Source organism: Rhodococcus sp. P4_E4, assembly GCF_056401575.1.
Genome location: NZ_JBFUJB010000010.1, coordinates 107,506 through 117,563 on the forward strand (window position 1 = coordinate 107,506; position 10,058 = coordinate 117,563).

7 protein-coding genes are annotated in these 10,058 nt (G+C 62.3%); 3 read left to right on the forward strand and 4 right to left on the reverse strand.

Annotated elements, in window-relative coordinates; translation table 11 throughout:
• Position 1: 1 nt before the first annotated feature.
• Positions 2-136, reverse strand: a complete 135-nt coding sequence (locus AC1DVN_RS13300; protein ID WP_477993900.1) for a hypothetical protein — start codon at positions 134-136, stop codon at positions 2-4.
• A 78-nt stretch (positions 137-214) separates the two neighbouring features.
• Here AC1DVN_RS13300 and AC1DVN_RS13305 point away from each other — a divergent pair, with 78 nt between their 5' ends.
• Positions 215-496 carry a hypothetical protein gene (locus tag AC1DVN_RS13305; protein ID WP_020970168.1) on the forward strand — a complete coding sequence of 94 codons (282 nt, stop codon included), beginning with the start codon at positions 215-217 and terminating at the stop codon, positions 494-496.
• Positions 497-565: 69 nt separating this feature from the next.
• Here the strand turns inward: AC1DVN_RS13305 and AC1DVN_RS13310 are convergent, their stop codons facing one another.
• On the reverse strand, positions 566-6,049 hold the full coding sequence (locus AC1DVN_RS13310; RefSeq protein WP_046379971.1) for an ATP-binding protein: 5,484 nt from the start codon (positions 6,047-6,049) through the stop codon (positions 566-568).
• 508 nt (positions 6,050-6,557) lie between these two features.
• A complete protein-coding gene (locus tag AC1DVN_RS13315; protein ID WP_019749288.1) occupies positions 6,558-7,328 on the reverse strand; it encodes an HD domain-containing protein in 771 nt (256 codons plus the stop codon).
• Positions 7,329-7,544: 216 nt separating this feature from the next.
• Here AC1DVN_RS13315 and AC1DVN_RS13320 point away from each other — a divergent pair, with 216 nt between their 5' ends.
• Both AC1DVN_RS13320 and AC1DVN_RS13325 read left to right on the forward strand, forming a co-directional pair.
• On the forward strand, positions 7,545-8,276 hold the full coding sequence (locus AC1DVN_RS13320; protein WP_029255775.1) for a GNAT family N-acetyltransferase: 732 nt from the start codon (positions 7,545-7,547) through the stop codon (positions 8,274-8,276).
• Positions 8,277-8,329: 53 nt separating this feature from the next.
• Positions 8,330-9,304 (forward strand): sigma-70 family RNA polymerase sigma factor, encoded by a 975-nt coding sequence (locus tag AC1DVN_RS13325; protein WP_477993901.1) that lies wholly within the window; start codon positions 8,330-8,332, stop codon positions 9,302-9,304.
• A gap of 72 nt (positions 9,305-9,376) precedes the next feature.
• On the opposite strand, the gene AC1DVN_RS13330 is transcribed toward AC1DVN_RS13325, so the two are convergent.
• Positions 9,377-9,787, reverse strand: coding sequence for a VOC family protein (locus AC1DVN_RS13330; RefSeq protein ID WP_003945103.1), 411 nt, complete (start codon positions 9,785-9,787; stop codon positions 9,377-9,379).
• Between the last annotated feature and the right edge of the window lie 271 nt (positions 9,788-10,058).

Here is a 10,058-nt window from a genome sequence, read left to right on the forward strand (position 1 = left end):
GTCAGTCGACGATTCGCAAGATCCCGACGCGGACGAGCACCGCGTACACCTCCCGAACCGGGGGAGTCAGCGCTCGCGACAGCGTGGAAATCAGCGAAGCGGAAATCAAAGAAGCGGAAACCGGTGAATCGGACACGCTTGTGAGCGTCGCTGCTGGAAGTGACACGTCGCCGAACTCCCGGGCGACCCGAAATGAATCCTGAGGAATCGTGACATGTCCCAGAACACCGTCGACCACACGAACCCCGTCGACCACCGCGCGGTAGTCGAATCCGTCCGTTCGGCCCGGACCTTCGAATTGGAGCTACCGATCGTCGGTGCCATTCCGGTTCCGAGACCCGAGCAGATCGCCTATTTTGCGGTGATGGGACTGATGGTTGCGTTCGAGATCATCGAGTGGCCCGTGGCAGTCACCATCGCGGCGGGGCATCTGCTCGCAACAGAGCAGCACAATCACGTCCTCGAAGAGATCGGAGAGGCGCTCGAGGGCGTCTGATGCCGGCGCGGTGCGGACACAAATCGAGCGGCCCCGCATTTCGCGGGACCGCTCGACGTGCGGAGAAACTTACTGCGCGAGTGCGCGCTTCATGCCGCGTTCGACTGCTGCGATGATCTGCGGACGCAGTTCTGCGGCAGGGACGATCTCATCCACCGAGCCGACCTCTCGGGCCCGCTGGATGTTGTGGATCGCTTCGAATTCGGATGCCACTTCGCCGAGCTTGTCGGAGCGGACGGCGATGCGCTGAGCGTTCAGTTCGACGCGCAGGTGTGCTTTCTCCGTGTCGTCCTTGGCTGCTGCCAAGTCTGCTTCCAGTTGCTGCACCTTCGGGTCGTTGTTGGTGCGGGTGTTCACCTCACGGGTAAAGACCACTGCGGCGGCGGGGGCGCCGCCGAGTACCGAGGCGAACGAACCTTCGACAGCAAGAACTTCCATGTTGTCGTTGAGCGCACCGGAGAATACGACGAACGCGCCGCCGTGGTAGCGGGAAACGACGCAGAACACGATCGGTCCGTCGAAGTTGACGATGGCGCGGCCGATCTCGGCGCCGTACTCGAGCTGGATGTTGCGCAGTGACTCCGGTGAACCGTCGAAGCCGGACAGGTTGGCCAGCACCACGATCGGACGGTTGCCGCTCGCAGCATTGATCGCGCGGGCAGTCTTTTTCGACGAGTTCGGGAACAGCGTTCCCGACGTCCAGGTGTCGGGACCGTCGGCGGGGAAGTGACCCTTACGCGGGATCGCGCGGGATTCGATGCCCACCACTGTGACCGGATGTCCGGCGAGGTGCGCGTCCAGAACGACAGAGGTGTCGGCGCCGGCCATGTCGGCCCAACGCTCGAGAACCGAGTGGTCCTGGTCGACCACCGAACGCATCACGGTGCGAATATCGAAGGGCTTCTTGCGATCCGGGTTCTTCGCCGAGGAGAAGATGTCGCCGACCGTCTCGAAGTCGCTCGACGGGTGGGTGTGCGGGAAGCTACGCACGTCGCGATCGACGGGGTCCGTCGTCGCTGCGCGACGCGGGAACCGTTCGCCGGGAGCGAGGTACGAGTGTGCGTAGTGACGGAACAGGATCTCGCACGCCGCAGTGAGGTCGGGGGCCCAGTACTGCGCCTGGCCGTTGGGGCCCATGACGCGGTCGTAGCCACCGATACCGAAGTTGTCCTCGGCCGACACGCCACCGGAGTAGTCGAGAGACTGCTTGCCGGTCAGCACCATCGCGCTGTCCGGGGTCATCACCAGAATGCCCTTGGTGTGCATCAACATGGTGGCTTCGGCGTTCCAGTAGGGCTGAGCGCCGACGTTGATTCCCGTGACGACGATATTGATCTCGCCGCCGTTCTGGGTGAAGGTGATGATCCGGCGCAGGCCACGGGAGACCCAGTCCATGTTCTCGGTGCCGCTCTCCATCGAGATGGTGGCACCCGAGGACAGCGCAAACCACTCGACCGGAGCGTTCAACTTCTCGGCCAGGTCGATGGCAGCGACCACGCGTGAGCATTCGGCCTCGGCCACGGTACCGAGCGCCTTGGTGGGGTCACCGAAGAGCGCGACACGGGTCATTCCCTCGGGATAGCGCGGCGTCGGAGTGTTCACGAGGCCGACGACGATGCCGGCCTTGTTGAGTCCGTACGGACGCTCGACGGGCGAGAGGACGCCCGCTTCGTCGAAGTCGTGCTCGACGAAGGTGCCCTTGGTGCCGGTCAGGAGCGGAATCAGCTCGTACGGGTACACCGTGCCGCGTGCCCGCGAACTCTGGACCTTCTGGGCGTACGCGTCGAGGGGGAGCAGCGGTTCGGTGGGAGGGGTGGTCTTGTTGATGACCACACCGGCACCTGCGCGGTAGGAGAATCGCAGCGCAACTTCCTTGGGCGCGCCACCCTTTCGGTCCTTCAGGCGGGTGATGAGTGTGATCTCTTCGAGCCCGGCGCCGACGGTCAGTCGGGCTGCGTTCTGAGCGATCACGGAGAAGCGTTCGCTGGGAACGTCGGCGACCGGCCACACGTAGAGCACGACGCGGTTGGCTGCCAGTCGACGCTTGTCTCCGCGCTGGGACTGCGCACGGCGGATGCCGTCGAGGCACGCGGCAAGTGTGCGCTCGATGGCCGGAAGCGCAACCATCTGGCCTTCGTCGTCGAGCTGCGGTGTCACGTCACGGATTTCCGCGAGAGCGATCAGGCGCTCGTCCTTCGGGTTCTCCTTGGCGGAGAGGTGGAACAGGTATGTGTTCTCCGGAGCCGGCAGGCGCTTGCCGTTGAAGTTCTTCAGGCGCCACATGTCCAGACGCTGACCCGTGAGCGGATGCATGTCGCGGATGATGTTGTCCTCGACAAGTTCACCGTCGATCGGGCGGAAGGTGACCCAGCGGACCGGCTCCCCATTCGGATTGCAGATGATCACAGTCGCGCGGCGGGACCGGGTGATCGTCTCGTTGCGCGAGAGTTCGGTGCGCAGCGTCTCGACGAGCGTGTCGCCGTCGGCGGGCTGATTCGGCCAGTCGAGGTAGATGTCGACTACCAGGCCGCGACCGGATGGAGCATCCTGCGCGATTGTGGCGACATCGTCGAGAGCCGTTCCGAGAGCGTCGAATTCGGCCACCGTCGAGACTAGATGTAGCCCGTCGCCCTTGAGGTCGAAGTTACCGGTCACGAAACGGCGGTCGACGTGCTCGAAAACGCGGACGTCTTCGAAGGAGTGAATCTTGTAGTAGCGACGCGTGATGACCTCGAGCAGAGGGCCGCCATCGCGGTTGCCAAGGCCGATCTTTCGACCCAACAGGTCCAGGAGCGGTTCGGGAGTGGCGACGAGGTTGGCGATTCGCTCGTCGAAATCGGCAGCGTCCGGCTGCTCTTCGAGGTAAGCGAGGTTGCCGCGTACTCCGTCGTAGACGTCTTCGCGAACCTTGCGGATGCGCGGCTCGTCGAAGAACCGGAAGCGAAGGTTGCGGGCGACGTCGCCGATGACGGGGTAGCGGACCTGCGTCGCGACGATGAGTCGATCGAGAACCTCGTTGAGCTCCTGAGCCGAGCAACCGGGAGCCTTGTCGCCGACGAGCCAGCCTTCGAGAAGTGCTGCAATGACCGGGATCTGGGCTTCCATGCGCTGCAGAGCCAGGAAGAGTCGATACACCGCTTCCTCGACGGCCTGGCGATCTTCCAGATCGGTGACATCGTAGTGGCGAAGTGCCCGTTCGAGTCTCGTGCGGAACGACGCCGGCAAACCTTCGCGCTCGGAGTCGAGTGAGTGCAGGAAGGTGTGGAAGTGCTCGCGGGGGCTGTGGACGGATTCGTCCTTCGCGGACTCACCCGAGGTGGGCTTGTTGCGCGAGAGTTCGCAGATGTCGGCGAAGGTGGTCAGCACAGCCAGTTCGGCCTGTACCAGTTCGCGGTCCTCGGATTCGAGTGCGCTGCGAAGTGCGTCGTACTCGGCCAGAACAGCATTTGCGTGCTTACCGCTGACGTCGTAGCCACTGATCATCGCGGTCAGTGCTTCGAGCTGTGCCAATGCGTCGTCGCGGGCGTCGGAACCGGAAGTTGCCGCCGGAAGATCGAATTGGACTCGCGGAGCCTTCTCCGTGACAGCTTCCTCGCTGACCTGGTCGACGCGCAGGAGCGGCGCGCCGGCATCGACCTGAGAGTTGACGGTAGCGAGAACTTCACGCACCTTGCCCGCGTACGGTGCGCGAACTGCGGTCTCCATCTTCATGGATTCGAGTACGACCAGGGTGGAGCCGGCTTCGACGTCGTCGCCGACCGCGACCGGTACAGCCACCACGACGGCGGGAGCCGGCGCGCGGACCACTCCGGCGTCGTCCTGGCTGATCTGGTGGCTGATGCCGTCGACCTCGACGAGATAGCGAGCCGGGCTCACGACGGAAACGACGTGGAAGCGCCGATCACCGATCACCAGCCGTGACTCGAAGTCGCCGAGACGATCGACGTCGACCTCGATGTCGCCGGCGTCTCCGTCGACGCGGTAGCGGTGCGGGCCGATACGCCCGACGGTCAGTTTGTAAGCCTGACCTTGGTAGTTGAGCTCGACGGTACGGCCGATCGCGTGGTTGGCGCGGGGACGGCCGCCGCGTGCCGAGGCGAGGAAGGCCGCACGCTCGAGGGACTCCTCGGCGTCGTAAGCATCGATAGCGGTGGCGATCAGTGCGACGTCCGCGCGGCGAGTGGTGCCGGTCAGGGCGCCCGTGCGGTCGAGCCAGCCGGTATCCGCGGATGCAGAGATGACCTCGTCGCGATCGAGTAGATCGAGGAGGAACGACTTGGTGGTGGTGCCGCCGTCGAGTACGACTGTGGTTTCACGAAGGGCGGTACGCAGGCGCGCAAGTGCCTCGGAGCGGTTGCGACCCCAGGCGATGACCTTCGCGACCATCGAGTCGTAGTCGGGCGGAATGACGTCCCCGGCAGCGATGCCGGTGTCGACCCGGATGCCGGAGCCTAGCGGGAACTTGAGGAGCTGAACCGTGCCGGGTGCCGGCGCGAAATCGTTGTCCGCGTCCTCGGCGTTGAGACGGGCTTCGACGGCGTGGCCGAATGCGGGCGGGCAGTCACCGACCAATTCGTCACCACTGGCGACCAGAATCTGCAGTTTGACGAGGTCGATTCCGGTGGTGACCTCGGTGATCGGGTGCTCGACCTGCAGACGGGTGTTGACCTCGAGGAACGTGAAGAGCTTGTTCTCGGGCTGGTAGAGGTATTCGACCGTGCCTGCGCCCTGGTATCCGGCTGCCTTGACCAGTTCGGCGGACACCTTCTTGAGGTGGTCAGACTGTTCTTCGGTCAGGACGGGGGAGGAGGATTCTTCGATGACCTTCTGGTTGCGACGCTGAATCGAGCAGTCGCGAACGCCCGGAGCCCAGACATTGCCGTGGTTGTCGGCGATGACCTGTACCTCGACGTGGCGTGCATCGGTGACAAGGCGTTCGAGGAAGACGACGGGGTCGCCGAAGGACCGCTCTGCTTCGCCCTGCGTGCGCTCGAGTGCAACTTCGAGTTCGTCTTCGGCCCAGACTTTGCGGATACCGCGTCCACCGCCGCCGCTTCGGGCCTTGATGATCAGGGGGTATCCGATGGACTGAGCATGACGACGAGCGTCGGCGCGCGTTTCGACCGGTCCGCCGCTCCACGGGGCGACAGGTACGCCGACCTTCTCGGCCAGGATCTTGGCGGCAACCTTGTCTCCGAGCAGGCGCATCGCGTCGGCGCTCGGGCCGATGAACGTGATGCCCAGTTTCGCGACGATCTCGGCGAAGGCGGGATCCTCGGCCACGAAGCCCCAGCCGACCCAGACTGCGTCGGCCTTGGCTGCGAGGAGTGCTCGCTCGAGTTCGGCGTAGTCGAGATACGGGCTGCCGGTGCCGGTGCTGCGCAGGGTCACACCCTCGTCGGCCTGGCGGACGAACATGGCGCGGCGCTCGGCCTCGGTGTGCAGTGCAATGACGCGAATGCCGTAGTCGTGTTCGGCGTTCAGTTCGCGTACAGCCCTGATCAGCCGGACCGCGGCCTCACCTCGATTGACCACTGCGATTCGTTTGAACATTGTCACTGCCACCGTCCTTGATGAGATTCTTCGTCACGTACGTTGCGATATGAGCCGACCGTGTCCCACATACCCGGATTACCTGGTTCGTGAACTACGCCGCGATGCGCTGTGTTTCCCCCGGTTGCGCGTCGGCAAGTGATTGCCCTTCCGGTTCGTAGAGTCCCCTGCGCTCAGGCACGGCGTGCCTTGTACGCCACCCTGCAGGCGTGGACTCAGAACCGCTCCAATCACGAATCAGCAACATATTGTGTCTGCTTCCAGGGAATCCCTGGTTTATCTAAGAATGCAGTATGTCGACGCTCATGTCACCTGGGCGAATTGAAGAATATTAGTCAACGTGAACCACGGTTACACTTATAGCGTTAAATCATTGCGGTGCAATGGAATTCGACCCTGTGACACGGATCACGATGGTAATGAAATTGGCAAGAAAGTGAATACTCGCTGGTAACAAAATCGCGTATTCGGAGAATTCTCCCGATTGCTCGATTATTACTGATCGGTACTACTGGCGAGTATTTTCTATGTCCCCTCGGACTGTATTCGAGAAATCGCCTTCGATGGTTGCAATGTGCTGTGCGATCGCGTCGAGTCCTGCGGGAGGGAGCTGCAATGCGTTGGCGAGAGCAAGCGAAGCCCGCTTGAAGTGCTCCACGAGTGGTTCGTACTTCGTGACCAGCCTCAGCCTGTCGGTCTCGCTCAGGTACTTCACGCTTCCCGCGTTGTCGACGAAGTCGCTGAACTTCACGAGGAACACTGCGGGATCCGCGATCGCGCGGATGACGTGATCCTGGTAGCCGGTGGTGTTGTCGTGCGGGTAGTCGATTGGATTGGTCACTGCCTCAACAAGTTCGGAGATTCTGTGGCCGAAGTGCGAGGCGATGAGTGTTGACGCACGTTCTTGCGCTTCGGATGCAGACATGTCGTCCGCAGTCCGGCCACCGAGGAGTGCGATGACGGCGTGTGGTCGGTCCTCGACCGTGTCGTGAAGCGCGGTTGCGCTCAGGATCTCGACATCGGAGCATCCGTACCGAAGCAGTCGCAACACATTTCGTAGGGGATGAACGATGTAGGGATCCTCGTTTGACTTGATCCCGTTCTTTCTGAACTGATCGAGGTGGGCGAGGGTCGCGACCTCCATGGCGAGCCGCAAGGTTTCACCCGGGAGAGCCATCTCGTCGACGGCGCTCTCGATCGCGAAGACCAGCGTCGCTGCGTCCATTTCCTTCAGAGGTAGCTGGTCGAATGCAGATCTGATCGGGTCGGAGTGGCTCATGGCGAACAGCCTTTCGTTTGGTGTAGGTGTCGCGACGAAAGTCTTTGTGAGAATCTGCCCTCGAACCGTGGTCGTCACCGGGCGTGGGGCGGAAGTCAGAATCATCTTGATTCTATCCGGCGACTACGACGGCAAGTGTTCCTAGCGTTGTGATCGAGGTGGGCGGGGAGTTTCGGTCGCCTCCATCACTGGAAGACTTGGGTAGGAAGAGGTTCGATGACCACGGAGGCGACCCTGGCGTCGTTTGTCGAGACTGTTGACACGGATGTCGACATCCATCCACTGGACGATCCTGTGCGACAAGGTCTTCGCGGACATCATGCGCAATTCGCTCGCTGGGCAGGGAGAGTTGCGCGATACGACCCGACAGTCGCTCCGTTTGTCGGTCATCCGCCCGAGTTGGACGCCGAAGACTGGGAGAACCTACGCACACTCGTAGGTCCAGGCGGCACAGTAGGTTTACGAGGATTTGATCATCAGCCGCCGGAAGGGTGGCGCGTTGTGGATCAGTTCGGCTCGGTGCAGATGGACGGTTCCGCACTCGAAGTCTCCGTTGATCCGTCGGTCGAACTTCTCGGAAGGGGCGACGTTCCCGAAATTCTGGCGTTGATCGAGCGCACCAAGCCCGGACCGTTTCTTCCTCGTACCGTCGAGATGGGGAGCTACTACGGCATTCGCGTCGACGGAAGACTTGTTGCCATGGCGGGGGAGCGGTTGCACCCTCCGGGATGGACGGAAATCAGTGCGGTGTGCACCGACAGCGACTTCCGAGGTCGAGGCCTGGGTACGACGCTGATCCGTGCCGTCGCTGCCGGGATTCGCGAACGCGGCGAGCTGCCGTTTCTCCATGCAGTGCAATCGAATACGAATGCGATCAGACTCTACGAATCGCTGGGGTTCGTTCTGCGGAAGAGATCCCGGTTGACTGCGGTCCAGGCGCCGGCCTGATCGAATTCTCGCCGACGCCTGTGTTTCGGGCGCTCGGCCACTAGTCTGAACAAATGACAGTCGATCAGGCGTTGGACAGTGATTTCCTCACTCTTGCCGATCCGTACCGCCGCGAGTTGCTGGCGCACTGCTATCGCATGATGGGGTCGATTCACGACGCCGAAGACCAGGTCCAGGAGACGTTCATCCGGGCTTGGCGCGGGTTCGACGGTTACAAAGGCCAGTCGTCGCTCAGGACCTGGCTCTATCGCATCGCGACGAATACGTGCCTGACCGCGCTGGAGGGGAGATCGAGGCGTCCACTGCCGACCGGCCTTGGTGCACCTAGTTCGGACCCGGCCGACGATTTGATCGAGCGCAACGAGATTGCCTGGTTGGAACCGATCGCGGATTCGGCGTTGGGCGACGTCAATGATCCCGCCGTCATGGTGGTCAATCGCGATTCGGTCAGGCTTGCGCTGGTTGCCGCGTTGCAGCACTTGTCCGCCCGCCAACGTGCGGTTCTGGTTCTGCGTGACGTTCTCCAGTGGAAGGCGTCAGAAGTTGCGGAGGCGCTGGACACCACAACCACTGCGGTGAACAGCCTGCTGCAGCGGGCTCGCGCGCAGATCAATCACATCGGGCCCACTGAGGACGATCTCGTGGAACCGACTACCGAGGCTGCCCGGAAGTTGCTCCGCGACTACGTGCACAGCTTCGAGAGCTACGACGTCGAGGCCATCGTTGAGCTGTTCACGCGTGAAGCCATCTGGGAGATGCCTCCGTTCGAGGGCTGGTACCAGGGCCCCGAGGCAATCGGGCAGCTCATCGGAACCAAATGCCCGGCCGACGGACCAGGCGCTATGCGGCTGCTACCGACCGCCGCCAACGGCCAGCCGGCGTTCGGCCTTTATATGCGCGAGCCCGATGGGGTTCACCGTGCTTTCCAGTTGCACGTTCTCGATGTCACCGAGTCCGGGATCTCGCACGTCACGTGTTTCTTCGATCTGAGGCTGTTCGCACGGTTCGGATTGCCTGCCGAGCTGTAGGGGCAAGGAGTTGCGCGAGCCCTCCGGTATGGAGGGACCCGCGCGGCTACTCGTTACTGCTGTTGCTCTGCGTTACTGCTGGGGAACAGTCGCAGCCGGGTCCATCCACATGACCTCCCAGACGTGATTGTCGAGGTCGCGGAACGCGCGTCCGTACATGAAGCCGTGATCCTGGGGCTCCATCCACTTGCTACCGCCGGCAGCGATCGCCGCGTCGACGAAGGTGTCGACTTCCTCCCTGCTGTCGGCTGACACGCACATCAGTGCTTCTCGAGCTTTCGACGTGTCACAGATGTCGTCGGCGATGAAGTCCCCGAAACGGGGTTCGTTCAGGAACATGACCGTGGCGGAATCACTGACGATCATCGAGACAGTGTTCTCGTCACTGAACATGTCGTTGAACTCGAAGCCGAGGCCGCTGAAGAACGCCCGGGTAGCGGCGACGTCCTTGACCGGCATGTTGACGAAGAGAAGACGAGACATTGGGTGCTCCTTGAAGTCGGTTGACTGATTACTGAACGCTTCGGTTCCTGTTGGTTCCTGCTCATACAGACCGCAGTGGGCGCGGAAAGTCATCGCGAGAGGCAAAAATTCGAGGAAACTATCGGCTGTTAACCCGAGTCAGTGCTCTGACCTGGCGATTTGGTGTTGTGTTGATCTTCGCGTAACTTTGTCCAGGTCAGAGCGACACGGACACCGACTCCCACCTGCGAGGGTGAGTGACACGAGGTTGTACGAAGTGCCTGGCGAACAC